At 66.9% G+C, this 23,730-nt stretch carries 20 protein-coding genes and 1 tRNA gene; 13 read left to right on the top strand and 8 right to left on the bottom strand.

What is annotated here, in order from left to right; genetic code table 11:
* The coding region (locus CHU93_RS05725) for a DUF6733 family protein (protein ID WP_207759231.1) at nucleotides 1–586 on the top strand (586 nt) is incomplete at its 5' end.
* Between the two features lie 64 nt (nucleotides 587–650).
* Here CHU93_RS05725 and CHU93_RS05720 read toward each other — a convergent pair.
* On the bottom strand, nucleotides 651–2,999 hold the full coding sequence (locus tag CHU93_RS05720) for a putative bifunctional diguanylate cyclase/phosphodiesterase (RefSeq protein WP_094473162.1): 2,349 nt from the start codon (nucleotides 2,997–2,999) through the stop codon (nucleotides 651–653).
* A 113-nt stretch (nucleotides 3,000–3,112) separates the two neighbouring features.
* Between CHU93_RS05720 and CHU93_RS05715 the strand changes: the two genes are divergently transcribed.
* A complete protein-coding gene (locus tag CHU93_RS05715; protein WP_094473161.1) occupies nucleotides 3,113–5,452 on the top strand; it encodes an ATP-dependent helicase in 2,340 nt (779 codons plus the stop codon).
* A gap of 66 nt (nucleotides 5,453–5,518) precedes the next feature.
* On the opposite strand, the gene CHU93_RS05710 is transcribed toward CHU93_RS05715, so the two are convergent.
* The 6 genes from CHU93_RS05710 to CHU93_RS05685 form a co-directional block, all read right to left on the bottom strand.
* Nucleotides 5,519–5,594, bottom strand: a tRNA-Lys gene (locus CHU93_RS05710).
* 97 nt (nucleotides 5,595–5,691) lie between these two features.
* Nucleotides 5,692–6,801 (bottom strand): rod shape-determining protein RodA, encoded by a 1,110-nt coding sequence (gene rodA / locus CHU93_RS05705; RefSeq protein WP_094473160.1) that lies wholly within the window; start codon nucleotides 6,799–6,801, stop codon nucleotides 5,692–5,694.
* A gap of 10 nt (nucleotides 6,802–6,811) precedes the next feature.
* Complete coding sequence (gene mrdA / locus CHU93_RS05700) at nucleotides 6,812–8,812, bottom strand: penicillin-binding protein 2 (RefSeq protein WP_094473159.1); 2,001 nt, start codon at nucleotides 8,810–8,812, stop codon at nucleotides 6,812–6,814.
* Nucleotides 8,805–9,365 (bottom strand): rod shape-determining protein MreD, encoded by a 561-nt coding sequence (gene mreD, locus CHU93_RS05695; RefSeq protein WP_133064329.1) that lies wholly within the window; start codon nucleotides 9,363–9,365, stop codon nucleotides 8,805–8,807. The genes mrdA and mreD overlap by 8 nt, the downstream gene beginning before the upstream one ends.
* Nucleotides 9,362–10,351 carry a rod shape-determining protein MreC gene (mreC, locus tag CHU93_RS05690; RefSeq protein ID WP_094473157.1) on the bottom strand — a complete coding sequence of 330 codons (990 nt, stop codon included), beginning with the start codon at nucleotides 10,349–10,351 and terminating at the stop codon, nucleotides 9,362–9,364. The genes mreD and mreC overlap by 4 nt, the downstream gene beginning before the upstream one ends.
* Before the next feature lie 31 nt (nucleotides 10,352–10,382).
* Entirely contained in the window at nucleotides 10,383–11,423 is a 1,041-nt protein-coding gene (locus CHU93_RS05685; protein WP_086116894.1) for a rod shape-determining protein, read from the bottom strand.
* Between the two features lie 155 nt (nucleotides 11,424–11,578).
* Between CHU93_RS05685 and mutL the strand changes: the two genes are divergently transcribed.
* The 3 genes from mutL to bfr all read left to right on the top strand — a co-directional run bounded on the left by mutL (nucleotide 11,579) and on the right by bfr (nucleotide 15,151).
* Nucleotides 11,579–13,363, top strand: a complete 1,785-nt coding sequence (gene mutL / locus CHU93_RS05680; protein ID WP_094473156.1) for a DNA mismatch repair endonuclease MutL — start codon at nucleotides 11,579–11,581, stop codon at nucleotides 13,361–13,363.
* Nucleotides 13,364–13,543: 180 nt separating this feature from the next.
* On the top strand, nucleotides 13,544–14,083 hold the full coding sequence (locus tag CHU93_RS05675; RefSeq protein ID WP_133064328.1) for a DMP19 family protein: 540 nt from the start codon (nucleotides 13,544–13,546) through the stop codon (nucleotides 14,081–14,083).
* A 588-nt stretch (nucleotides 14,084–14,671) separates the two neighbouring features.
* Complete coding sequence (gene bfr / locus CHU93_RS05665) at nucleotides 14,672–15,151, top strand: bacterioferritin (protein ID WP_086116791.1); 480 nt, start codon at nucleotides 14,672–14,674, stop codon at nucleotides 15,149–15,151.
* A 73-nt stretch (nucleotides 15,152–15,224) separates the two neighbouring features.
* Here bfr and CHU93_RS05660 read toward each other — a convergent pair whose 3' ends face one another.
* Complete coding sequence (locus tag CHU93_RS05660; protein ID WP_094473154.1) at nucleotides 15,225–16,319, bottom strand: tetratricopeptide repeat protein; 1,095 nt, start codon at nucleotides 16,317–16,319, stop codon at nucleotides 15,225–15,227.
* Between the two features lie 253 nt (nucleotides 16,320–16,572).
* Here CHU93_RS05660 and fabD point away from each other — a divergent pair, with 253 nt between their 5' ends.
* From fabD to CHU93_RS05620, 8 genes are all read left to right on the top strand, one after another.
* Nucleotides 16,573–17,511, top strand: a complete 939-nt coding sequence (gene fabD / locus CHU93_RS05655) for an ACP S-malonyltransferase (RefSeq protein ID WP_086116893.1) — start codon at nucleotides 16,573–16,575, stop codon at nucleotides 17,509–17,511.
* Nucleotides 17,512–17,537: 26 nt separating this feature from the next.
* The gene (gene fabG / locus CHU93_RS05650) at nucleotides 17,538–18,278 is read left to right on the top strand and encodes a 3-oxoacyl-[acyl-carrier-protein] reductase (RefSeq protein ID WP_094473153.1); all 741 of its coding nucleotides are present in this window, start codon (nucleotides 17,538–17,540) and stop codon (nucleotides 18,276–18,278) included.
* Nucleotides 18,279–18,715: 437 nt separating this feature from the next.
* Nucleotides 18,716–18,952 carry an acyl carrier protein gene (locus CHU93_RS05645; RefSeq protein ID WP_086116788.1) on the top strand — a complete coding sequence of 79 codons (237 nt, stop codon included), beginning with the start codon at nucleotides 18,716–18,718 and terminating at the stop codon, nucleotides 18,950–18,952.
* 149 nt (nucleotides 18,953–19,101) lie between these two features.
* On the top strand, nucleotides 19,102–20,364 hold the full coding sequence (fabF, locus tag CHU93_RS05640; RefSeq protein ID WP_094473152.1) for a beta-ketoacyl-ACP synthase II: 1,263 nt from the start codon (nucleotides 19,102–19,104) through the stop codon (nucleotides 20,362–20,364).
* A 50-nt stretch (nucleotides 20,365–20,414) separates the two neighbouring features.
* Nucleotides 20,415–21,338 (top strand): endolytic transglycosylase MltG, encoded by a 924-nt coding sequence (gene mltG / locus CHU93_RS05635; protein WP_094473168.1) that lies wholly within the window; start codon nucleotides 20,415–20,417, stop codon nucleotides 21,336–21,338.
* Nucleotides 21,335–21,958 carry a YdcF family protein gene (locus CHU93_RS05630; protein WP_341476562.1) on the top strand — a complete coding sequence of 208 codons (624 nt, stop codon included), beginning with the start codon at nucleotides 21,335–21,337 and terminating at the stop codon, nucleotides 21,956–21,958. The genes mltG and CHU93_RS05630 overlap by 4 nt, the downstream gene beginning before the upstream one ends.
* The gene (locus CHU93_RS05625) at nucleotides 21,916–22,677 is read left to right on the top strand and encodes a lysophospholipid acyltransferase family protein (protein WP_243375291.1); all 762 of its coding nucleotides are present in this window, start codon (nucleotides 21,916–21,918) and stop codon (nucleotides 22,675–22,677) included. The genes CHU93_RS05630 and CHU93_RS05625 overlap by 43 nt, the downstream gene beginning before the upstream one ends.
* Before the next feature lie 41 nt (nucleotides 22,678–22,718).
* Nucleotides 22,719–23,636 (top strand): hypothetical protein, encoded by a 918-nt coding sequence (locus CHU93_RS05620; protein WP_133064327.1) that lies wholly within the window; start codon nucleotides 22,719–22,721, stop codon nucleotides 23,634–23,636.
* Nucleotides 23,637–23,730 lie beyond the last annotated feature (94 nt).

The raw sequence follows: 23,730 nt of genomic DNA, 5'->3' as shown, positions 1-23,730 counted from the left end.
TCAGGCCGCTATTGGCGAGGGGTTTTTGGAGGTGCCCACCTTCTGGACCCGCCCGGCCTTTGGCATCACCGGCACCGGTGACAGCCTGTGGACCGAATTCGGTGTGGGCGCCGCCTTCCGCCCCAGCGATGGTCTCATCATCAAGCCGCAGATCGGCCTGACCAACGGCTCGCTGCTGTCGGGCGGGGCGCGTGGTGCCGCCGGCGCGCGCGGCGCCGCCTTTGGCGATGGCATCGTGCCCAGCCTGACGGTGAACTACAGCGGCGACAAGATCGAAGCCGAATATTATGGCGGCTATTATGCCGCGCTGCGGAACCGCAACAACACCAGCGGGCTCGATTTCCTGCACACCTGGATCAACATTGGCTACAAGGCGTCCAGCACCGTGTCGTTCGGCCCGCATTACGAGCTGCTGTCCAACACCCGCAACCCCGGCGGCCGCGCCAACAAGACCTATGAATGGCTGGGCGCCTATGTGCAGTTCACCCTGCCCAAGGGCTTTTTCGCCCGCTTCACCGCCGGTGCCGATCTGGACAAGGACAACACCGGCGATTTCTACAAGATGAGCGTTGGCATGAGCTTCTGATCCCCCCTGTTTCAGGAGCATGGTGCCCGGATGGGGCGCGTCCTGCCCGACGCGCCCCATTTCTTCATGCCGGCGCCAGATCGGCGACCAGCGCGGTGGCCTGTTCCGGCGGCATCGGCCGGCCGAACAGAAAACCCTGCACCTGGGTGCAGCCGAGATCGCGGCACAGTTCGAAGGCGGCGCGGGTTTCGGTGCCTTCGGCGGTGGTGGCCATGTCGAGGCTGGCGGCCAGCCGCACGATGGCCTGGATGATGGCGCTGGCATCATCGCCCAGCGCGGTGGCGCGTTTGACGAAACTGCGATCGATCTTGATGCGGCTGAAGCTGGCATTTTGCAGCGTGCCGAGCGCCGAATAGCCGGTGCCGAAATCATCCAGCGCGAAGTTGAGGCCCAGCGCGGTCAATTCGGCCAGCAACTGCTGCACCACCGGCTTTTCGGCGAGGAACAGGCTTTCGGTGATCTCCAGCTCCAGCCGGTCGGCGGTGACGCGGTGGCGGGCCAGCGCAGCGGCGATGTGGACGGGCAGATCGACATCCTCCATCTGCACGGCGGACAGGTTGACGGCCACGCGCACATGCTGGGGCCAGCGGGCGGCCCAGGCCAGCGCCCGGTCGATCACCCAATGGCCGATGGGGACGATGAGGCCGGTGTCCTCGGCGATGGGGATGAAATCCAATGGCGGGATGGTGCCCAGTTCGGGATGGTGCCAGCGCAGCAGCGCCTCAAACCCGGTGATGCGTTCGTCGGCCGCGTCCACCACCGGCTGGAACATCAGGGCCAGTTGATCCTGATCGAGCGCGGCGGCGAGATCGCCTTCCAGCCGGCGGCGGTGGGCGGCAGCTTCGGCCATTTCCGCCGAATATTGGCAGGCGGCGCCGCGGCCCTGGCCCTTGACCTGATAGAGGGCAAGATCAGCGCAGCGCAGCAGGCTTTCTGGCGTGCGGGCATCATCAGGCACGCGGGCCCAGCCCACCGACGCGCCGACCACGGCTCCGGCGCGGCCGGTGTCGCCCAGCGGGAAGGGCCGGGCCAGATCCTTGACGATGCGTGCCGCGAGTCGATCGGGCCGGTCACCACTGCCATCGGGCAGCAGTATGGCGAATTCGTCGCCCCCCAGCCGGGCGATGGTGGCGCCGCCCTTCACCAGCCCCTGCAGCCGTTGGGCGACCTGGCGCAGCAGATAATCGCCGGCAGCATGGCCAAAGCCATCATTCACCGCCTTGAAGCGATCGAGATCGACAAACAGCAGCGCCGCCGGCCGGCCGCTGGCGATGGCGCGATCGACCACATCCTCCAGCGTTTCGCGGAACAGGCTGCGGTTGGCCAACCCGGTGAGCGGATCGAAGCGCGCCAGCTGGGCGATGCGTTCCTGGCTGCGGCGCACCTCGGTCACATCACGGCCGACACCGCGGAAGCCGGTGAAATTGCCCTTGCCATCCTGTTTCGGCGTGCCCGACAACGCCCACCACCGAAGATCGCGGCCCAGCGGCACCGGCACCACCAGATCGCGGAACGGCTGCGCATCGTTCAGCGCGCGGGCCAGCGCCACCGCCGCCGCGCCGCCCTGGGTGGGATCAATCAGGCTGAGCAGCGGCTGGCCGATGAGATCGCCGCGCGGCCGCCGCGCCACATCGGCAAAGCGCGTGGTGACATGGGTGAGCCGGCCGTGCGCATCCAGTTCCAGCAGCCAGTCACTGCCGTTGGATTCATATTCGTTGAGCAGCAGGCGCACCACCTCGCCCTGGTCTTTCAGATCGGCATCGCTCTTCAGCCGCGCCATGGTTTGATAGGTGGTGGCCAAGGCCGCGCGCAGCTTGATCAGGGCAAAACTGGCCAGCCCCAGCGCCACCATCGGATGTTCCAGCGGTGCGCCGGCCGGCAGCGCCGCCCACATTGCGCTGGCAATCGCCGCCACCACCGCCAGCACCGCCACCGGCATGGTCGCCGCCGCGTTGCTGATGGCGCCCATGAAGATCAGCGAGAAGATCATCAGCACCGCCTGGCGATCGGCCGGCAGCACCGGCAGCAGCGCAAACAACAGCCCGGCCCAGCACAGGCCAAGGCTGCTGATTTCCGCCGTCACCCGCCAGAAGCGGCCGTGGCTGGCTGTGCCCGGCACGCCGGCCCGCCCGCGCCTTATGGCCCGCACGGTCCACATCAGCGACAGGCCGGCAAAGCCCGCCAGACAGGGCGCCAGCTGGGCAAAGGGCACCGCCGGGCCGAACAGGGCGAGGAGAACGGCCATGTTGATCACAAGCAGGCCGATGTTGAAGGGGATGGCGGCATTCAGGAGCAGCAGTTGCTGGCCGCGCACATGCGCCCAAAAGCCATCGCCGCTCTGCCCGGCGCCCAGCACCTGGCGCCACCCCAGATTGCGCGCCACCTGCACTGGCGGTTTCAGCATGGCTGTCATCGTGCGTCCGCTCCCATTGGTCGTGCCGGCTGAAACGGCGAGGCGCGCGGCAGATTGAATCAATCGGGCGGAGAGGCTTGGCAGGCGAGTTTTTGTTCCATACTCGTTCACCCATGCTGCCTGCCCCCACGCCTGATTCGTTGCAGGGCCCGCCCTGGCTGGCCGGGCTGAACCCGGCCCAGCGCGACGCGGTGACGACGACCGAAGGGCCGGTGCTGATCCTGGCCGGCGCCGGCACCGGCAAGACCAAGGCGCTCACCGCCCGGCTGGCGCACATCTTGTTCAACCGGCTGGCCTGGCCGTCGCAGGTGCTGGCCGTCACCTTCACCAACAAGGCGGCGCGCGAGATGCGCCACCGCACGGAGCTGCTGCTGGGCAGCATGGCCGAAGGCCTGCCCTGGCTGGGCACCTTCCACGCCCTGTCGGCCAAGATGCTGCGCCGCCATGCCGGGCTGGTGGGCCTGAACCCGCAGTTCACCATCCTTGATACCGATGACCAGCTGCGCCTGCTGAAACAGGTGGTGACGGAGGCCGGGCTGGACGAGAAGCGCTGGCCGGCCAAGCAGCTGGCCAGCCTGATCGACCGCTGGAAAAACCGCGGCCTGTTGCCCGAACAGGTGCCGCCGGGCGAAAGCTTCGCCTTTGCCGATGGTGCCAAGGGCGGCGGCGCGGCGCTTTATGCCCGTTATCAGGAGCAGCTGGTGCAGCTGAACGCGGCGGATTTCGGCGATCTGCTGCTCCACATGCTGACCATCTTTGCCCGCCATCCCGATGTGCTGGCCGATTATCGCGAGCGCTTCCGATACGTGATGGTGGACGAGTATCAGGACACCAACCAGGCCCAATATCAATGGCTGAAGGCGCTGGTGGGCGATCGCCGCAACATCGCCTGCGTGGGCGATGATGACCAGTCGATCTACAGCTGGCGCGGGGCGGAGGTGGCCAATATCCTGCGCTTTGAAGCGGATTTCCCCGGGGCCAAGCTGATCCGGCTGGAGGAGAATTACCGTTCCACCCCGCACATCCTCGCCGCCGCCAACCATCTGATTGCCCACAACAATGGCCGGCTGGGCAAATCCCTGTTCACCCAGCACAGCACCGGCGAAAAAGTGGCGGTGACCGGCGTTTGGGACGGGCCGGAGGAAGCCCGCAGCGTGGGCGACGAGGCCGAACGGCTGGGCCGCGAGGGCGTGTCATTGAACGACATGGCGATTTTGGTGCGCGCCCAGTTCCAGACCAGGCTGTTTGAAGACCGGTTCATTGCCATTGGCCTGCCCTATCGCATCGTTGGCGGCTTCCGCTTTTATGAGCGGGCCGAAATCCGCGATGCGCTGGCCTATCTGCGGTTGGTGCAATCCCCCGATGATGCGCTGGCGTTTGAACGCATCGTCAACGTGCCCAAGCGCGGCCTGGGTGACAAGGCGATGGGCACGCTGCACGCCGCCGCGCGCCGGCTGAACCTGCCGCTGTCGCGCGCCGCCGCCCATGTGGCCGAAGGCGATGATCTCACCCCGGCGGCGCGGCGGGCGCTGCGCGGCTTCCTGACCGATGTGGCGCGCTGGCGCGATGCTGCCGACACGCTGAACCATGCCGAGCTGGCCGAGCTGGTGCTGGAGGAATCGGGCTATGTCGCCATGTGGCAGGCCGACAAGTCGACCGAAGCCGATGGCCGGCTGGATAACCTGAAGGAACTGGTGCGGGCGATGGGCGATTATCCCAGCCTGACCGCGTTCCTGGAGCATGTGTCGCTGGTGATGGACAATGAGGCGGCGGCCGATGGCGAGAAGATCACCATCATGACCCTGCATGCCGCCAAGGGGCTGGAATTTGATCATGTTTTCCTGCCCGGCTGGGAGGAAGGCGTGTTCCCCAGCCAGCGCGCGCTGGATGAAGGCGGCACCGCAGCGCTGGAGGAGGAGCGGCGGCTGGCCTATGTCGGCATCACCCGCGCCCGGGTGCGCGCACATGTGCTGCACGCCGCCAACCGGCAGGTTTATGGCCAGTGGACGGCGGCGCTGCCCAGCCGCTTTGTTGCCGAACTGGGCGAGGCGCATGTTGATGAACGCTCCACCCTGTCGGGCGGGCCCAGCCTGTGGCGCGCGGCGCTGGCCGGCGGCGATCCCTTTGCCGATATGCAGCGCGGCACCGGGCGCGGGCCAGGCTGGGACCGGGCGCGATCGGGGCAGACGGGTTCAGGCTGGCAGGCCGCCAAGCAGGGCTTCAGCCAGTCCGGCCGCGATTTCGGCCCGCGCAGCGCCGCCCCGCCGCGCGAGGCGCGGGTGAGCGCCATCAGCCTGGCGCCCATGCCGGGCTTCAAGCGCGGCGCCCGCGTGTTCCACGCCAAGTTCGGCGAAGGCACGGTCGTGCATGTGGATGGCAACAAGCTGGAAATCGATTTCCCCGCCGCCGGCCGCAAGCGCGTGCTCGACAGTTTTGTCAGCCTGAAGAACTGAACGCACCGCGCCAGCTCAGGCCAGTGTTCCGGCTGGCTGGATGAAATGGGCAATCAAAAAAGAAAATGGTGGACGCACTAGGGCTCGAACCTAGGACCCGCTGATTAAGAGTCAGCTGCTCTACCGACTGAGCTATGCGTCCATCCTGCCGTTGCGGGCATCGGAACCGGCGGGGTGCCGCCGTTCGGGAGCGCGCCTTTAACAAGGGGCTTGGGGGTTGTAAACCGGTTTTTGCGTGTTCAATCGCGGTTCGGGCGATTGGCGCGGGCGACGCCCATCACCAGGCTCAGCAGGATCATCACCGTCATCATCGAGCTGCCGCCCCAACTGATCAACGGCAGGGGGATTCCGACAACCGGGGCGAGGCCCATGACCATCATCATGTTGATCGCCAGATAGAAGAACAGGGTGGACATCAGGCCCAGCGCCAGCAAGCGCTGGAACTGGCTGCCGGCGTTCACGGCGGTGCGGATGCCCCAGGCCAGCACCAGGCCATAGAGGATGATGACGAACAGGCCGCCCATCAGGCCCCATTCCTCGGCCATGGTGGCAAAGGCGAAATCGGTGTGCAGTTCGGGCAGATAATCCAGATGGCTTTGCGTGCCCTGCAGGAAGCCCTTGCCGGACAGGCCGCCCGAACCGATGGCAATCTTGCTCTGGGTGATGTGATAGCCGGCGCCGCGCGGATCGCTTTCGGGATCAAGGAAGATCAGGACGCGCTTGCGCTGATAATCGTGCAGAAGATTCCACGCCACCGGCAGCAGGGCGCCCACCCCGGCGATGGCAGCGCCGAACAGCCACAGCCGCACGCCGGCCAGGAACATCACGACAATGCCGCCAAACATGATCGACAGGGCGGTGCCCAGATCCGGTTGCAGCATCACCAGCCCCACGGGCATGGCAATGATCGCCAGCGCGGGCAGCAGCACATCGGGTTTGCTTTCATAACCCTTTGGCACATATTGGAAATATCGTGCCATGGCGAGAATGATGGCCAGCTTCATCATTTCCGATGGCTGGAATTCCATGAAGCCCAGGTTGAGCCAGCGCTGGCTGCCGCCCTTCACGGCGCCCACCAGCTCCACGCCGACGAGCGCCAAGAGCAGCGTGAAATAGATCGGCCAGGCCAGCGCCAGCCAGCGTTCAGGCGGCAGCATTGCCAGCGCCAGCGCGCCGACCAGCAGGATGGCAAAGCGCACCCCATGCTTCAGCGCCCAGGGATCGAGCGAGCCGCCACCAGCGGAATAGAGCACCATGGTGCCAAAGCCGGCGATGGCGCTGATCAACAGCACCACGCCCCAGGGCAGGCGGGCCAGTTCGCGGCGCCACGGGCCGTTGAGCAGATCCATCGCCCGGCCCCTATTCCGGTTCGCGCGGCGGTTGCGGCGCGTCGGGATCGGCCACTTCGAACACCGGCGGCTTGATGTCCAGTTTGAGCCAGCTGGGCATCAGGCGGCGGTTTTCCTCGGCGATGCTGTCGGCCTGCTCCAGGCTGGCACGGCTCGCGCGCCGCTCGGCCACCTCGGCCTCGATCGCCGGCAACACGGCGAGCGCGCGTTCGGGCTCGAACAGATAGGTGAGGACATCGCGCGCGACAGGCGCGGCATAGCGGCCGCCGGCAATGCCATGTTCCAGGATCACCGACACGGCATAGCGGGGTGCGCCGGCCGGGGCAAAGGCGACGAACAGCGCATGGTCGCGCTGCTTCCACGGCAGCGCTTCGTTGCGGATCACGCCGCGCTTGCGTTCGGCCATGCTGATGCGGCGCACCTGGGCAGTGCCGGTCTTGCCGGCGATCAGCACATCGGGCACCGGGCTGCGTGCGGCGCGGGCCGTGCCGTAACCGGCGTTCACCACATCCACCATGCCCTGGCGCACGATGGCCAGATGCGATTCCGGGATGCCCAATGAGGGGAAGTCTGGCGTCTGGCCATCATCGATCAGGCGCGGCAGCACCGCCTTGCCGCTGGCCAGCCGCGCCGTCATCACCGCCAGCTGCAGCGGATTGGTGATGATATAGCCCTGGCCGATGGATGCGTTCAGCGTTTCGCCCTCGCGCCAGCTTTTGCCATAGCGCTTCTGCTTCCAAGCCTTGTCGGGCACGATGCCGCCAGCCTGGCCGGGGATGGGCAGGGGATATTCCTGGCCCAGGCCCAGCCGGCGGGCCATGGCGGCGATGGCATCCACGCCCACCCGGCGGCCCATGGCATAGAAATAGGTGTCGCAGCTCAAGGGCAGGGCGCGGTGCATGTTGACCCCGCCATGGCCGCGGCGGGCATGACAATGCCAAGTGTTGCTGCCCAGCCGATAGGCGCCCGTGCACAGCACCGCCTCATCGGGATCGATCCCGGCCTCCAGCGCCGCCAGCGTGCTCACCATCTTGAAGGTGGAGCCGGGGGGATACAGGCCCATCGCGCTCTTGTTCAACAGCGGGGTGTGGTCATCCTTTTGCAGGGCGTTCCACAATTTCGCCGGCACGCGGGTGGAAAAGATGTTGGGATCATAGGCCGGCATCGAAACCATCGCCAGCACGTCGCCGGTCTGGCAATCCATCACGATCACGCTGGCCGAATTGTCGCCCAACCGGCGGGCGGCATAGTTCTGCAGGTCGCGATCGATGGTCAGCTTCAGCGTGTCGCCCGGCTTGTCGGGCCTTGTGCCCAGCTCGCGCACCAGTTCGCCGCGCGCCGTCACCTCCACCCGGGCGGCACCGGCAGACCCGCGCAGCCGCCGATCCTCGTGGCGTTCGATCCCATCCTTGCCGATGCGATAGCCGGGATAGATCAGCAGCGGGTTCTTCTCCGCGCGATACTGCTCCGGCGTCGGTGCGCCGACATAGCCGATCAGATGCGCCAGCCGCTCACCCTCGGGATAGTGGCGGGAAAAGCTCTGCACCGCCTCCACACCCGGCACCGTGGCCAGTCGCACGTTGCAGGCGGAAAACTCCGGCCACGACAGGCCCTGCCGCACCACCACCGGCATGAAGCGCGGCTGGCTGGCGATGTCGTCGCGGATGCGCAATTCGTCGTCCGGGCTGATGTCGATCACCTGGCGGATGGCGATCAGGGTCGCATCAAGATCGCGGCCAGCATCGATGATGTCGGCCGGCCGCAGTTCCAGCCGGTAATCCGGACGGTTCATGGCAATCGGTTTGCCATGGCGATCAACGATCCAGCCCCGGCGCGGCGGCACCAGCCGGTTCTGCACCCGATTGCCTTCGGCCTTCAGCCGATATTCATCGCCGTGGAACAGCGACAGCCAGGCCATGCGCCCAGCCAGCAATGCGCCGGTGCCGGCCATGCCGGCCCCCAGCAGCAGCGCCCGACGGGAGAAGCTGGCCCGGCGAACGGGATCATCCATGGCGCCAACTGGGGGCACTGCGCGCCAGCCGGCGCTGCACCGCGACACAGGCGCTGAGCAGCAGCGGCCAGGCAATCATGCTGGTCAACACCTGCCACAGCATCGGCAGCACCGGCACCGGCCGCCCCGCCAACGCCATCAGCGGCCCGGTGGCCAGCGCGCAGGCCAGCACCAGCAGGCTGGCCCCCAGCCAATCCACCAGATGGCTGCGATCGACCAGCAACAGATCAAGCAGGCGGATCGACCCGGCCGCCACCGCAAACAGGGTGGCGTTCACCCCCAGCGGCATGCCGAACAGCAGATCGCCGAGCGCGCCCACCACAAAGGCCAGCCACGGCGGCATCAGCGCCGGTTGCAGCATCACCCAGGCCAGCACCGCCAGCAAGGCCAGATTGGGCATGGCCGGCACCGGCAACGGCAGCGGCGCCAGCATCAGCACCATCATCAGCGCCGAGATCAGGGCCGGCACGGCATAGCGCCACAGGCTCAACAGCCAGCGCCGCCGTTCATCCGGCGTCATCAGCAGGGCCGGGGGAGGGGGGGATGCGATCATGGCACCCCTGCCGGCGATGCGGGCACGGCTGTGGGCGGGGTTTCGGCGCTGCGCAGGCGCGGCGGCGGGGCACCGCGGCGACGGGCCTCCACCGGCACCGGCGCGTCGAACACCGGCCCCTTTGGTGCGGTGTCGGGAATGGGCAGCCAGGCGCGTTCCACCGCCACATAGCCGGCACCAAGCGGGCTGGCTGCCAACCGGATCACCGGCGCATCTCGGCGCGGATCGGTGACAACGCCCACCAGCACGCCGGGCGGGAACACGCCGCCATCGCCCGACGTCACGATCCGGTCACCCACCAGCAACGGCACCTCGGGCCCGATGCGATCGGCCAGCACCAGGCTGGGCAGGCCACGCCCGGCCGCAAGCCCGGCCTGGCCGGTGCGCTCGACAATCACCGGCACCCGGCTTTGCGCATCGGTCAACAACAGCACGCGGGCGCTGTGGCTGCCGGCCTCCACGGTGCGGCCAATCAGGCCGTCGGCGGCGATCACCGGCAGATCGCGGGTGACGCCATCCGCCATGCCCACGGCCAGCATCGCCGTGCGCACCACGCCGCCGGATGTCGCGGCAGCGATCCGGGCGGTGGCCACCACCTGGCGGCCCGGTTCACGCACGGCCATCAGCCGCTTCAGCTGGGCCAGTTCGCGGGCCTGGGCGCGGGCGATGCGCAGCCGGGCATTGGCCTTGTTCAGTTCGGCCTCCAGCGCGTCGGCGCGGGACACGGCACCAAAATAATCCCCGACATGGCCGCCCACTCGGGCGGCGCCATCAATCGGGGCGCGCACCACATCCCACACCGGGGCGACAAGATCGCTGGCCACGGCGCGCACACCGGCCCCGGTTTCCGGGTTCACCCGCGCCACCAGCAACAGGATCAGCCCGGCTGCCACCACGGCGCCCGACACCACGGCCGACACCAGCGCAAGATTCTGCTCCCGCCGGATGGCGGTCGGTCGGCGCGGGGATTGGCTCCAGTCCAGCACAGGCAGGGGCTCCGGGCCGAGAGGGGGCGGCTCAGGCGGTGATCAGCACACCGCGGTACATCGGATCTTCCAGCGCACGGCCGGTGCCGATGGCGACACAGGTCAACGGCTCTTCGGCCACGGTCACCGGCAGGCCGGTGGCTTCGCGCAGCACCACATCCAGATCGCGCAGCAGCGCACCGCCGCCGGTCAGCACGATGCCCTGGTCCACGATGTCGGCGGCCAGCTCCGGCTGGGTGTTTTCCAGCGCGGCGCGCACGCCTTCCACGATGGTGGCCACCGGTTCGGCCAGCGCTTCCGCCACCTGGGCCTGGTTGATCTGGATCTCGTTGGGCACGCCGTTCATCAGGTCGCGGCCCTTGATGTCGATGGTTTCGCCAACGCCATCGGCCGGCCGCTTGGCGGTGCCGATTTCCTTCTTGATGCGCTCGGCGGTGGCTTCACCGATCAGCATGTTGTGGTTGCGGCGGACATAGTTGATGATGGCTTCGTCCATCTTGTCCCCGCCCACGCGCACGCTGGTGGTATAGGCGAGCCCCTTCAGCGACAGCACGGCAACTTCGGTGGTGCCACCGCCGATATCCACCACCATTGAACCAATCGGTTCGGTCACGGGCATGCCGGCGCCGATCGCGGCGGCCATCGGCTCCTCGATCAGATAGACCTGGGTGGCGCCGGCATTGTTGGCGGCATCGCGGATGGCGCGCTTTTCGACGCTGGTCGAACCCGACGGCACGCAGATGACGATTTCCGGATAGCGGCCGAACCGGCTCGACTGCACCTTCTTGATGAAGTGCTTGATCATCTGTTCGGCCACATCGATGTCGGCAATCACACCATCGCGCAACGGGCGGATGCACTCCACATTGCCCGGCGTGCGGCCCATCATCACCTTGGCCTCGTTGCCCACCGCCTTGACGATCTTGTTGCCGCGGATGGTCTCGATGGCGACCACGCTCGGCTCGTTCAGCACGATGCCGCGGCCGCGCACATAAACCAGCGTGTTGGCGGTGCCCAGATCAATGGCCATATCCTGGGCAAGGAAGGAAAACATCCGGGAAAAAGGCGACATGGCGGTGGTTACCATCAGGGCATGAGAAAGGGATTCGCGAACGGGCGCGACGGATGGGCCGCCATAGTCACGCCAACGGGGTTTTTGCAAGGCCGCTCGCCATTTCGGCAGCGCCAATGGCTGACAACACGCCCATCTGCCCCTAAAACAGGCCAGTGCCCATTCGCCGCCTGCCCGAAACCCTGATCAACCAGATCGCCGCCGGCGAGGTGGTGGAACGGCCGGCCAGTGCCCTGAAGGAACTGGTGGAAAATGCGCTGGATGCCGGCGCCACCCGCATCGCCATCCGGCTGGCCAACGGCGGCATCGACGGGCTTGAGGTCGCCGATGATGGCCATGGCATGGCGCCCGATCAGCTGCGTCTCGCCGTCGAACGCCACGCCACCTCGAAACTGCCCGATGATGATCTGTCGGCCATTGCCACCATGGGCTTCCGAGGGGAGGCGCTGCCCTCGATCGGCTCGGTCGCCACCCTGGCCCTGACCAGCCGGGCCGGTGGGCAGGAGGGCTGGCGGCTGGTGGTGGACAATGGCCGCATCACCCACGACGGCCCGGCCGCCGCCGCACCCGGCACGGTGGTCAGGGTGGATGGCCTGTTCGCGGCGGTGCCGGCCCGGCGCAAATTCCTGAAATCGCCGCGGTCCGAACTGGCAGCCTGTCTTGATCATGTTCGCCGGCTGGCCATGGCCAATCCCGATGTCGGCTTTTCACTCGAATCCGAAGGCCGGCGGCTGCTCAATCTGCCGCCCTTGCCCGATGCCACCCCGGCCTCGCTGCTGGCGCGGCTGGCGGTGATCATCGGCAGTGATTTTGCCGACAATGCGGTGGCGGTCGATCTGGAGCGGGAGGGGCTGCACCTTGGCGGCCTGGCAGGCCTGCCCACCTACAACCGCGGGGTGGCCGATCACCAATATCTGTTCGTTGGCCGCCGGCCGGTGCGCGACCGGCTGCTGCTGGGGGCGCTGCGCGGGGCCTATCAGGATCTGCTGGCGCGCGATCGCCACCCGGTGGTGGCGCTGTTCCTGGATGTGCCGGGCGACTTTGTCGATGTGAACGTGCACCCGGCCAAGACTGAGGTGCGCTTCCGCGATGCTGCCTTGGTGCGCGGCCTGATCGTGTCGGGCGTGCGCCGGGCGCTGGATGCTGCCGGTCACCGCGCCGCCACCACGGTGGCCGATGCAGCACTGGCGGCCTTCGTCAGCGAACCGGCCTTGGCGCCGTCCAGCTGGGCTCCGCCTGCCATGCAGCCACCCAGCCTCGCAGAGCCACCCCGCCTGTTCACCGAACTGCCACCAGCCTTTGCCCCCAACGGCATCGCCGGGCAGACGGCGCCGCCTGCGCCGCCGTCGCCGGCGACTCGCTTCCCGCTCGGCGCGGCGCGCGGCCAGGTTGCCGCCACCTATATCATCGCCGAAACCGATGATGCGCTGGTGCTGGTCGATCAACATGCCGCCCACGAACGCCTGACGCTGGAGCGCATGAACCGCGCCCTGGCCGGCGGCCGGGTCGCCACCCAGGCGCTGCTGGTGCCCGAGGTCATCGACCTTGATGATATTGCCGCCGCCCGTATCACCGCCCGCGCCGAGGAACTGGCCGAACTGGGCCTGGAGATTGAGGCCTTTGGCCCTGCCGCCGTGCTGGTGCGCGGCACCCCGGCGCTGCTGGGGACGTGCGATGTGAAGGGGCTGATCATCGATCTGGCCGATGATCTGGCCGCGTTTGGCAAGGCGCTCACGCTCAAGGAACGGCTCGACGCCGTGGCCGCCACCATGGCCTGCCACGGCAGCGTGCGCGCCGGCCGGCATCTTTCGATCGCCGAAATGAACGCCCTGCTGCGCGAAATGGAAGTGACCCCGCACAGCGGCCAGTGCAACCACGGCCGCCCGACCTGGGTGCGCCTCGCCAAGACCGACATCGAGAAATTGTTCGGCCGGCGGTGAGAGTGGGTCTGACAATCGGGGACATTCTCTGAATTGATGAAGCGATAGCGCAGCTTCGGGCATTCATTGCCGAAAATGACAAGATATAGCTCAAATATTGAAGTCAGCATCCGGATGCTATACGCATTGCCGGTACCTTATGTTTTGGAAAATGCTGACATGAACGATACGCGACCGATCATGAGTGATGCTGAGTTTGATCAGGCAGCAAATTATGTGGACGAAGGTTGGTGGATGACAGGCGAAAGCCTGATCCACGTTAAATCTGTCATGGACGTATTCGGATGGGATCGATATGGCCATCCAGGGAATTTGTCGCTTACTCCGGCCCAGCGCGTCTTGATGATGTGGTCTGACATCGTTGGCCAGGTCGCCAACGGCGGCTTTGAGCAGTATTGCGACAACTATGCCAAGGATCTTGCACTGGGCTTGGCGGCCGTTCGGGCGCTGAAATGGCCAGATCTGCAGGCGCGTTTTGAACGAGCGATGATCGAACAAGCCGGGAGTTTGGCAGATCCAGTGCTGAAGCAGCCTGTGGCACTGACGGACGAGCCTGAAAAATGGCAAGCCAGTCGAAAGCGGCTGATCCGTCATCTCGCTGGCTTGCGCAAGCCTTGGTGGAAACCGATAACCCGGGCAAATCTGGCCTTTGTGGAAGAGCATTACTGGGAGGTTCGGCTGCAGTTGGCTTATCAGCAATTGGTGTTGTCGGGCGAATAGAAGAGCGGCGGTGAGCGCCTGTTCGATTTTGTGCCGCCACCAACGGTCGAAGCCGATGCCTTCGATAGCTGGTTTTACGAACACAGCACCAGGGCAGCGTCCGCCATCCATGTCGGCAATTTCATCAGGCAGAATCGGGATGAGCTGTACCGGAAAGCATGAACGCATGGCTTCAGCCCCTCGCCATCCCCGCCCGCGTCACAGCCGGCCAGCGCTGTCAACTCAGATAGTGCGAACCACTTGCATTAGCGGTGGAGATCATTGATAACGTCTCGCAAGAGCAAGCCTCTGGCGATTCGAAAGGGCGTCCGTGTTCGTTTGTGTGTGCAATGCGCTGAAGGAACGGGATGTGCGCGAAGCCGCGCGCGCCGCTGGCAAATCCTGCCCCAAGGCCGCCTTTGCCCAGCTGGGTTGCAAGCCCAAGTGCGGTCAGTGCTTGCCTTTTGCCCGCGAAGTTGTGGAAGACGCACACGCCTGCCGTTGATACTGCAAGTGCGTTGCAGTACTAAGCATCAGAAAAATCACGCTTTTTCTTGACCGCCGTCAAATTTGCAGGCATCTCCTCCGCAACAGTGAGGAGATGGTGCCATGCGTGGCGATGCCAAGGTGATCGAATTTCTGAACGCCGTGCTCAAGGGTGAGCTGACGGCGGTCAACCAATATTGGCTGCATTATCGCTTGCTCGACAATCTCGGGATCAAGCGGCTGGCCGATTATGAGCGGCACGAATCCATCGACGAGATGAAGCATGCCGACCGGCTCATGGAACGGATCTTCTTCCTCGAAGGCCTGCCGGGCATGCAGGCGCTCAATCGCTTGCGCATCGGTGAGACGGTGGAAGAGGTGTTGCAGGCCGATCTCGAACTGGAGTTCGAAGCCATCGCCCTGTTGAAGGATGCCATCCAGCATTGCGAGGCCGTGCGCGACTTCGCCAGCCGCGACCTGTTCGCCGAAATCCTCAGCGCCGAGGAAGAGCATGTCGATTTCATCGAAACCCAGCAGACGATGATCAAGCAGATGGGTCTGGCCAATTATATCCAGTTGCAGTCGCGGCCCGCCGGCGAATAGGCGCCCCGGCGACGCACGGAAAAAGGGCCGCCGTGGCATCCCACGGCGGCCCTTTTCACATATGGCCTGTCGCTCAGCGGGTGCTGGCGTAGAGGCTCCACAGATTGGCGACGTCCTTCATGCCGCCCTTTTCGTCAACCGCCTTGAACGCGGCCTGGGCCACGGCCTTCTGGCCACCCTTCACCGCCGCGATGCCCTTGAAAACGCGGGCAAAATCGGCATCCGGGCCATTGGCGGCAATCGCCTTGTCATAGGCCGCGATGGCCTTGGCATATTCGTTCAGGCCCAGATAGGCGTTGCCGCCCTTGAAGGCGGTGTTGGGCGCGGCCGAAAGCTTGACCGCCTCGCCGGCTTCCTTGGCCACACCAGCCGTCGCGGCGGCGGCCAGCTTCTGGCTCATGGTGTCGCTGCCACCGCCGGCCTTGTCCAGCGCGGCCTTGGCCACGGCGGCCTGGCCGGCAATCAGCGCCAGCTTGGCGAATTCGGTATAATCCTGCGCGCGGTTCAGCGTGCCGGTGGCCATCATCAGGTGGAACAGCGCCAGCTTGGCTTCGCTGCGCATGTTCTGGCCCTGCATCTCGGTCAGCAGCACCTTCCAGCGTGACGGCGACGGATCAGATTTGATCAGGCGGGTGGTGGTGGCGAGATAACCCGCCTTGTCGCCGGCCTTGAACTGGGCGCCGGCCAGATTTTCCAGATAGACGCTCTTGGCGCCATTGCTGGCGATCAGCTTGTTGTAGGCGGCAACAGCGGCCTTGTGGTTGCCCTGGCGCGACATCGACTGGGCGACCAGGATCTGGCTGGCCTCACCCGGGCAGCCCTTGGCGATGGCGACCGCCTTGTCGAGCTGACCAGCGCGATAATAGAGCGGACCCAACTGGCCGCAGGGAGCGCCGACCTGTTCCAGCGCGGCAGCGGCCTGGCCATATTGGCCCACCGCGGTGAAGGCAAAGCCGGCCATTTCCGCCGTCTTCTGCTTTTCTTCGGCCGTGCTGGCCGCGGCGCGGGCCTGGGCAATCGCAGCGGCCACGCCGGCGGCGTTGCGCGACTTTGCGGCAGAGGCCGCCGCATTCAGCGCATTGCCAACCGCCTTGGAAACAGCCGCGTGCGCAGGCATGGCGGCAACAATCAGGCTGGCGGCGATCAGCAGACGGGCATTGATCGACATTGGCTCTCCTTGGTCTTCTTGTTCCAAACCCTGTCAGCCGGCCCGTTGTCACGCCGGCCCCACACACAGGCGAACCAAAAGGGAATGGCCGTGGCGAATCCCTCCCGCTCCCTCCCTGAGCGCGAGGGGCAGCCCATAAAGCAAAGTTGCGCCCGCGCAACGGGGCAAATGGCCCCAACTGCGGGCGATGGTTGCACGGCAGCGGCGAAGCGCCTAATCGCGCCCACACAGCAGCGACATGAGGAGAGGGACCATTCGCGCCTTCATTTTCCCCGGACAGGGCAGCCAATCGGTGGGCATGGGCAAGGGCCTGGCCGATGCCAGCCCGCACGCCCGCGCCGTGTTTGAAGAGGTGGACGAGGCGCTGGGCCAGCATCTCACCCGTCTGATGTGGGAGGGTCCGGAAGACGAGCTCACCCTCACCGCCAATGCCCAGCCGGCCATCATGGCTGTCGGCATCGCGGCGCTCCGCGTGTTGGAAAACGAAGCCGGCATCCGCCTCGCTGACAAGGCCGCCTTTGTCGCCGGCCACAGCCTTGGCGAATATACCGCCCTGTGTGCCGCCGGCTCGCTCAGCCTGGCCGACACCGCCCGCCTGTTGCGGCTGCGTGGGGAGGCCATGCAGGCCGCCGTGCCGCCCGGCGTTGGCGCCATGGCCGCGCTCCTCGGCCTGGATTTCGAAACGGTTCAGGCCATCGCCGCCGAAGCCGCCGGAACGCAGGTGTGCGCCGCCGCCAACGACAATGCCAACGGCCAGGTCGTCGTCTCCGGCCATGTCGAGGCAGTGGCCCGTGCCATGAACCTGGCCAAGGCCAAGGGCGCCCGCCACTCCGTGCTGCTGCCGGTCTCGGCCCCCTTCCACTGTCCGCTGATGCAGCCGGCTGCCGATGCCATGGCCGCCGCGCTGGCAGCCGCACCGATCGTGGCGCCCACCGTGCCGCTCGTCGCCAATGTCACGGCCGCCCCGGTCAGCGATGTCGACATGATTCGCACGCTGCTGGTCGAACAGGTGTGCGGCACCGTGCGCTGGCGCGAATCCGTGCTGGCCATGGCTGGCCTTGGCGTCGAACAATTTGTCGAACTTGGCGGCAAGGTGCTCGGCCCCATGATCCGCCGCATCACGCCTGATGTGCCCACCATCACCGCATCCGACATGAGCGGTGTGGAAGCCATTGCGAAATCAATTGCCTGAGGGGCCATCGCCCGAGGAGACCCAGCATGTTTGATCTTTCCGGCATGACCGCGCTTGTCACCGGTGCCTCTGGCGGCATCGGCAGCGCCATCGCAAAGACGCTGGCCGCCCGCGGCGCCCGTGTTGCCCTGTCCGGCACCCGCGCTGAAGCGCTTGCCGCCGTGGCTGCCGAATGTGGCCCCGATGCGGTGATCCTGCCCTGCAACCTGTCTGACAGCGCTGCTGTCGATGCGCTGGTGCCCCAGGCCGTCGAGGCGCTGGGCGGCCGGCTCGACATCCTCGTCTCCAACGCCGGCATCACCCGCGACAACCTCGCCATGCGCATGAAGGACGAGGAGTGGGCGGACGTGATCCGCATCAACCTTGAAGCCACCTTCCGCCTCTATCGCGCTGCGGCCAAGCCGATGATGAAGCAGCGGTTCGGCCGGCTGATCTCCATCACCAGCGTGGTGGGGGCAACCGGCAACCCTGGCCAGGCCAATTATGCCGCCTCCAAGGCTGGCCTGATCGGCATGACCAAGGCGCTGGCCCAGGAACTGGCCAGCCGCAACATCACCGTCAACGCCGTCGCGCCGGGCTTCATCGTCTCGGCGATGACCGATGCGCTGCCAGACGCCCAGAAGGAGGCGCTGACCGGCCGCATCCCCGCCGGCCGTCTGGGGGCAGGTGAGGATATTGCCGCCGGTGTCGTCTATCTGGCGTCGAAGGAGGCGTCGTACGTGACGGGGCAGACGCTGCACATCAACGGCGGGATGTACCTGGCGTAACGCCGCGAGCGTGCAGTGCGCAGCACTGCACGCCGACAGGCGCAAGCCCGGCCGGCGACCAAAAATGGCGGCGCTCCGGTCGACATTTTCGTGTGTCGTCCGACGGCGTGGCTCTGCCACGCCGCACCTGATCCTCGGCCTGTGGTAGGCCAAGGCGACGGAGGGGGCGGCGGGCGCTCTTCGTGCGAGGTCGGGCGGAGCCGCCGAGTCTGCTTGGCTGTCGGAATCAAGGAAGAAAGAAAGAGCGTGGCGGAGCCACGCCGTCGAAGCTGTTCCGCCGGCCTGCTGCCGGCAGCCAGCCCGGCCGAGCTTCCGCCTGTCGGCGCGCATTGCTGCGCGCACGAGGCGCTGCGCTCTTGCCACAATTCCGCCATCAGGCTATCGCGCCAGAGCAAGCTGAATGGCGCCCCGGCGCCGCAACCCAAGGGGACATGCAAATGAGCGACGTTGCCGAGCGCGTGAAGAAGATCGTGGTGGAGCATCTGGGCGTGGAAGCCGACAAGGTGACCGACACCGCCAGCTTCATCGACGATCTGGGCGCTGACAGCCTCGACACCGTCGAGCTGGTGATGGCCTTTGAAGAGGAATTTGGCGTCGAAATCCCGGACGATGCCGCCGAAAAGATCCTCACCGTCAAGGACGCCATCGATTTCATCGCCGCCAACGGCAACTGAACTCAGGCGCGAAAGGCCGCCCGGCTGTGCCGGTGCGCTTTGCCGGAACGGCCTTTCGTCCACCACGGGCGAAGGGCCGTTCGCATTTTGAATTGCGAAATTGAACCACGCGGCCGCGGCAGGGCCGGCAAGGGATGAATGGAGCGCATATGCGCCGTGTTGTTGTTACCGGTCTGGGCCTCGTGACGCCGTTGGGCGGCAGTGTCGAAACCACCTGGGCCAATATCCTCGCCTCGCGCTCCGGCGCCGGGCCGATCACCCGCTTTGATGCCAGCAACCAGGCCTGTCGCATCGCCTGCGAGGTGAAGGCCGGCGATGGCAGCGGCATGACCTTCGATGCCAACCAGCGCGTTGACTACAAGGTGCAGCGCCAGGTCGATCCCTTCATCGTCTATGGCATCGATGCCGCCGGCCAGGCCATTGAAGACGCCGGCCTGACCGACATGACGGAGGAGGAACGCTTCCGCGCCGGCTGCTCGATCGGGTCGGGCATTGGCGGCCTGCCGGGCATCGCCTCCGAATCGATCATCTGCCACGAAAAGGGCCCGCGCCGCGTCTCGCCGCACTTCGTGCACGGCCGCCTGATCAACCTCATCTCCGGCCAGGTTTCGATCAAATATGGCCTGATGGGCCCCAATCATGCCGTGGTCACAGCTTGCTCTACCGGTGCCCATGCCATCGGCGATGCCGCGCGCATGATCGCGCTGGGCGATGCCGATGTGATGCTGGCCGGTGGTTCCGAAAGCGCGCTGTGCCCGCTGGGCATCGCCGGCTTTGCCCAGGCGCGTGCGCTCTCCACCGCCTTCAACGATGATCCCACCCGCGCCAGCCGCCCCTATGACAAGGATCGCGACGGCTTTGTGATGGGCGAAGGCGCCGGCGTCGTCTGCCTCGAGGAATATGAGAAGGCCAAGGCCCGCGGCGCGAAAATCTATGGCGAAGTCATCGGCTATGGCCTGTCGGGCGATGCCTATCACGTCACTGCGCCGCACCCGGAAGGCTCGGGCGCGTTCCGTTCCATGGAAATGGCGTTGAAGCGCGCCGGCCTCAGCCCGGCCGACATCGATTATATCAACGCCCACGGCACCTCCACCCCGATGGGGGACGAGCTGGAACTGGGCGCGGTCAAGCGGCTGTTCGGCGCGGCCATCGACAATGTCTCGATGTCGTCGACCAAATCAGCCATCGGCCACCTGCTCGGCGGCGCCGGCGCGGTGGAGGCGATCTTCTGCCTGCTCGCCCTGCGCGATCAGGTCGCCCCGCCCACCCTCAACCTCGACAACCCGTCCGACAGCTGCATCGGCGTTGATCTGGTGCCCCATGTTGCCAAGCAGCGGCGCATCCGCGCCGTGCTCAACAACAGCTTCGGCTTCGGCGGCACCAACGCGACGCTGGTGATGCGCGGCGTCTGATCGGCCACGCCGTGCGCCGCCTTGGCCTTCTGATCCTGACCGTCGGGGTGATGGCCGGCCTGTATCTGCTGGCCCCCTGGTATGGCTGGGGCGCCAGCCCGGCCAAGCCGCAGGCCTTTTCGGTGGCCAAGGGCGCCAGCCTCAATCGCGTTGCCCGCGATCTCGAGGCGCAGGGCATCATCGCCGACGGCGGCCGTTTCCGGCTGGCGGCGCGGCTACTGGGTGGCGATGCGGCGGTGCAGGCCGGCACCTATCGCCTCCGCCCCGGTCAGAGCTGGGCCAGCATCCTGGCGGCCCTGCAGAAGGGCGAGGTGCAGCGCTTCACCGTTACCATTCCCGAAGGCTGGCCGGCGGTGCTGGTGGCCGAGCGGCTGAACGCCATTCCCGGTCTGAAGGGGACAGTCAGCGCGCCGCCCGAAGGCAGCGTGCTGCCCGACACCTATGAGTATCAGCCCGGCGAACCCCGCGCCGCCGTGCTGAAGCGCATGCAGGCGGCGATGGACAAGACGCTGGCCGATCTCTGGCCCAAGCGCACAGCCCGCGCAGTGGTGAAAAGCCGGCAACAGGCCGTGATCCTGGCCAGCATCGTCGAAAAGGAAACCGGCAAGGCCGAAGAGCGCCGCACCATTGCGGGCGTCTATTCCAACCGGCTGCGCATCGCCATGAAGCTGGATGCCGATCCCACCGTGATCTACCCGATCACGCAAGGGCGCCCGCTCGGCCGGCGCATCCGCCGCTCCGAACTCAATCGCGACACCGGCTACAACACCTATCTGAAGCCCGGCCTGCCCAAGGGCCCCATCGCCAATCCGGGGCGGGACAGCATCATGGCCGTGCTTGATCCGGCTGACACCGATGCGCTCTATTTCGTTGCCGATGGCAGCGGCGGCCATGTCTTTGCCAAAACGCTCGCCGAACAAAATGCCAATGTGGCGCGCTGGTTTGCCCTGCGCCGGCAGCGGGGCGAGATGTGAGCCGCAGGCCCGCCTCGCGGCCGGCGGTGAAGCCTTCCACCCGCACGCGCGCGCAACGGCGCAGCCGGCTGGCCGTGATCGGCCTGTGGGCGGCGCGCCTGCTGGCCATGCCGGTGCTGGCCTGGATGCTGGGCCTGTTGTGGTTCAGCCTCACGCTGCCGGGCGCTGCGCCGCTGTCGGTCAAATCCGATGGCGTGGTGGTGCTCACCGGCGGCGTGGGCCGCTTTCAGCGTGGGCTGAAGGTGGTGGAAAGCGGCGCTGCCCGGCGCATGCTGATTTCCGGCGTTGGCCGCACCACAACGCGGCGGCAGCTGGCGGCGGCCTATCACATCGGCACCCGCCGGCTGCGCACCACCGATTTGGGTTATGAAGCCATCGACACACGATCGAATGCCGAGGAAACCGCGCGCTGGGTGGCGGCCAACAAATTCGCCTCCATCCGGCTGGTCACCAGCGCTGGCCACATGCGCCGCGCCCGGCTCGAACTGGCGCGCGTGCTGCCGGCCGGCATCGCCGTGCTGCCCGATGCGGTGCCATCCGAACCCAAGGCGCCCAGCCTGGCGGTGGAATATTCGAAATGGCTCCTGCGCCGCGCGGCGCTGCTGGCGGGGGCGGCCTGATGGGCGTGGCTCGGCTGGTGCTGGCGCTGATCCGCACCATCATCTTCCAGATCGCCTTTCTTGGCGGCTCCCTCGTGCTGGTGCCGCTGGCGCTGCTGCTCGGCCTGCTCTCCGGCCAGGGTCCTTTGCTCTACATCGGGCCCAAGCTGTGGGCCGGCTGGTTCCGCCTCACCAGCCGGGTGATCACCGGCATCCGGATCGAGATTGACGGCGAAATCCCCGCCGGCCCGCATCTGTTTGCGCTGAAGCATGAAAGCGCGCTGGAAGCCATCCTCACCCTCTGGTGGTTTGAACGCCCGGCGGTGGTGATGAAGCAGGAATTGCACCGGATCCCGATCTGGGGCCTGGCCTCGGCCCGGCATGGCTCCATCTTCGTTGATCGCGCTGGTTCGGCCGCCATGCTGCGCGAAATGATGGCCCGCGCCCAGGCCGCCGTGGCGCTGGGCCGGCCGGTGGTGATCTTCCCCGAAGGCACGCGGGTGGAGGTCGGGCAGACGCCGGAGCTCGCCGCCGGTTTTGCCGGCCTCTACAAGATGCTGAAGCTGCCGGTGGTGCCGATCGCGCTCGACAGCGGCAGCGTCTGGCCGAAAAGCTTCATCAAATATCCCGGCACCGTGCGTCTGTTGGTTGGCGCGCCCATTCCGCCCGGCCTGAAGCGGGACGAGGTGGAAGCCCGCGTGCACGCTGCCATCAATCTGTTGCAGGGAACCCGGCCATGATGCGCCGCCGCTGGCCCCAAAGGGCAACCTTGCTGTTCTCGTTGCTGCCGCTCCTACTGGGGCTGGCGGCCTATGCCTGGGCCTGGCGCGGCTGGGCGGCGGATTTTGAAACCACGCTGGCCGGCTGGTTCCCCGGCCGCACGCTGGTGGCGACCGGCTTCCCTTATCGGCTGGAGGCGGAACTGGCCGGGGTGGAGCGGCGCCATGATGGCCCGGTGCAACTGGTGCTGCGGGCGGAGCGCTTGCGCCTCAACCGCGGGCCATGGCGGCCGGAACTCACCGTGTTCCAGGGCCAGGGCGTGGCGCTTGCCACAGCGCTTGGCCCGCTGGCGGCGCGGGTGGTCGCCGGCAGCGGCAATGCCAGCCTGCACCTTGTCGATGGCCGGCTGCGGCGTCTGTCGCTGGTGCTGCCCGCCGCCAAAGGCAACGCCGGCTTCGGCCCGGATTTCACCACCAGCGCGCTGGAACTCCACCTGCGCGAACGCCAGCCCGGCGCCGCCGCCGATGCCGCCCAGCCGCAACCGCGCGGGCAATTGGTCATCGGCGCCACCGGCCTGCGCCTGGGGCAGGGCGCAGCCTTGTCGCTGGATGCCGATCTGGTGGCGCGCGGCCGGGCCCGGTTGACCGATTATCGCGCCTGGGCCAGCGATGGCGTCATCGATGCCAGCGCCACGCTGCGCGACGCCACGGGCGAAGTGTTGAAACTGGATGCCAGCATCGTGCCGCTGGGCAGCGCCATGCGGCTGGCTGGCACGATCACCACCGTTTGCCCGCTGGCGGTGCAGGCGCTGCTGGCCGGCACCGCAGCGCCGGCCGAAGCCCGGCTGCGCGCGCCCGTGCGGCTGGCGGTGGAAACCGCCTTGCCCGCCGGCGGCCCCGTGGCGCTGTCGGGCCTTCCGGCTGATCTGGCGGGCCGGTCGCGGCGCGGCCAGCTGCCGCCATGCCCGCATTTGCGCTGAATTCCGCCCCAAACTGTCCGTTTTTTACAATCCTGCCGGCCCGACCAGGCGCAGCATTCCCCCCCGCGCGCGACCGCGCCACAGATTGGGGGAC

The sequence above is a fragment of the Sandarakinorhabdus cyanobacteriorum genome, assembly GCF_002251755.1.
Lineage (GTDB): Bacteria > Pseudomonadota > Alphaproteobacteria > Sphingomonadales > Sphingomonadaceae > Sandarakinorhabdus > Sandarakinorhabdus cyanobacteriorum.
This window is presented reverse-complemented; position numbering and strand designations above follow the sequence as displayed.

Bases quoted from the DNA above. Each gene is read 5' to 3' on its own strand.
- CHU93_RS05720 (WP_094473162.1), bottom strand. From the start codon at position 2,999: ATGACAGCCATGCTGAAACCGCCAGTGCAGGTGGCGCGCAATCTGGGG.
- CHU93_RS05715 (WP_094473161.1), top strand. From the start codon at position 3,113: ATGCTGCCTGCCCCCACGCCTGATTCGTTGCAGGGCCCGCCCTGGCTG.
- rodA (WP_094473160.1), bottom strand. From the start codon at position 6,801: ATGGATCTGCTCAACGGCCCGTGGCGCCGCGAACTGGCCCGCCTGCCC.
- mrdA (WP_094473159.1), bottom strand. From the start codon at position 8,812: ATGGATGATCCCGTTCGCCGGGCCAGCTTCTCCCGTCGGGCGCTGCTG.
- mreD (WP_133064329.1), bottom strand. From the start codon at position 9,365: ATGATCGCATCCCCCCCTCCCCCGGCCCTGCTGATGACGCCGGATGAA.
- CHU93_RS05685 (WP_086116894.1), bottom strand. From the start codon at position 11,423: ATGTCGCCTTTTTCCCGGATGTTTTCCTTCCTTGCCCAGGATATGGCC.
- CHU93_RS05675 (WP_133064328.1), top strand. From the start codon at position 13,544: ATGAGTGATGCTGAGTTTGATCAGGCAGCAAATTATGTGGACGAAGGT.
- bfr (WP_086116791.1), top strand. From the start codon at position 14,672: ATGCGTGGCGATGCCAAGGTGATCGAATTTCTGAACGCCGTGCTCAAG.
- CHU93_RS05660 (WP_094473154.1), bottom strand. From the start codon at position 16,319: ATGTCGATCAATGCCCGTCTGCTGATCGCCGCCAGCCTGATTGTTGCC.
- fabG (WP_094473153.1), top strand. From the start codon at position 17,538: ATGTTTGATCTTTCCGGCATGACCGCGCTTGTCACCGGTGCCTCTGGC.
- CHU93_RS05645 (WP_086116788.1), top strand. From the start codon at position 18,716: ATGAGCGACGTTGCCGAGCGCGTGAAGAAGATCGTGGTGGAGCATCTG.
- fabF (WP_094473152.1), top strand. From the start codon at position 19,102: ATGCGCCGTGTTGTTGTTACCGGTCTGGGCCTCGTGACGCCGTTGGGC.
- mltG (WP_094473168.1), top strand. From the start codon at position 20,415: ATGGCCGGCCTGTATCTGCTGGCCCCCTGGTATGGCTGGGGCGCCAGC.
- CHU93_RS05625 (WP_243375291.1), top strand. From the start codon at position 21,916: ATGGCTCCTGCGCCGCGCGGCGCTGCTGGCGGGGGCGGCCTGATGGGC.